Origin of the sequence: Streptomyces sp. WELS2 (assembly GCF_013870595.1) — a bacterium.
Lineage (GTDB): Bacteria > Actinomycetota > Actinomycetes > Streptomycetales > Streptomycetaceae > Streptomyces.
The window spans coordinates 1-1,062 of sequence record NZ_JACBWZ010001346.1 but is presented as its reverse complement, the minus strand read 5'-3'; the positions used below and the strand labels follow the sequence as shown (position 1 = coordinate 1,062).

Here is a 1,062-nt window from a genome sequence, read left to right as displayed (position 1 = left end):
TGTGGCCGCCGGCGGAGTGGCGGGGACGGCAGGGGGAGCGGGTGTGGCCGCCGGGGGAGAGATCGGGGCGGTGCCAGAGCGGTTGGCATCGAGCATCCGCAGACACTAACCGACGCACATGTGTGATCGGCGTATGACCCGAACTCCCCTGCCGCTCCGGGCAGCCGCGCGACGGCGGCCGGTGCCGCCGGGGACGTGCGGTGACGTACGGCCACGGGACGGACAATGGCAGGGTGAACGAATCGATACCCGTCTCCCGGACCACCGACCACGGCACCGCCCGGCTGATGCCCGACGTGGACCGGGAGCGGGCCTGGCTGCTCACGGTCGACGGGGCCCCGCAGTCGTACGTGGACCTGGACGACCCGGCGTACCTGGAATTCGAGTACGCGCGGCGGCTGGGGCACGTGCTGGACACCGTGGCCGAGACCGGGCGGGCGCTGGACGTGGTGCACCTCGGCGGGGGCGCGCTGACCCTGCCGAGGTATGTGGCCGCGACCCGCCCCGGCTCCCGGCAGGACGTCGTCGAGGCGGACCGGGGGCTGCTGGAACTGGTCACCGAGCAGTTGCCGCTGCCGGCCGGCTCGGGCATCGCGCTGCACGCGGCCGACGCCCGGGACTGGCTGCGGGCCGCGCCGGACGACCGGGCCGACGTGCTGATCGCCGACGTGTTCGGCGGCTCCCGGGTGCCCGCCCACCTCACCACGCTGGCCTACGTCCGCACGGCCGAGCGGGTGCTGCGGCCGGACGGGGTCTACCTGGCCAATCTCGCCGACGCCGCGCCGTTCGGCTTCCTCCGCTCCCAACTGGCCACGCTGGCGGCGGTGTTCGAGGAAGTCGCGCTGGTCGCCGAGCCCGCGGTGCTGCGCGGGCGGCGGTTCGGCAACGTGGTGGTCGCGGCCTCCCACCGGCCCCTCGACACCGCCGCGCTGGCCCGGCGCACCGCGGCGGACGCCTTCCCGGCCCGCGTCGAACACGGGGCGGCGGTAAGGCGGTTCACCGGTTCGGCGCGGCCGGTGGAGGACACCGACGCCGTGCCCTCACCCGAGCCCCCCGACGGCG

The 1,062-nt window shown here is 75.6% G+C and carries 1 protein-coding gene; it reads left to right on the top strand.

Annotated features, from left to right (window positions below; genetic code table 11):
• Positions 1–233: 233 nt before the first annotated feature.
• Positions 234–1,062, top strand: an 829-nt coding sequence (locus tag H5J33_RS36260) for a spermidine synthase (protein WP_181798916.1), incomplete at its 3' end; no start/stop codon positions are given.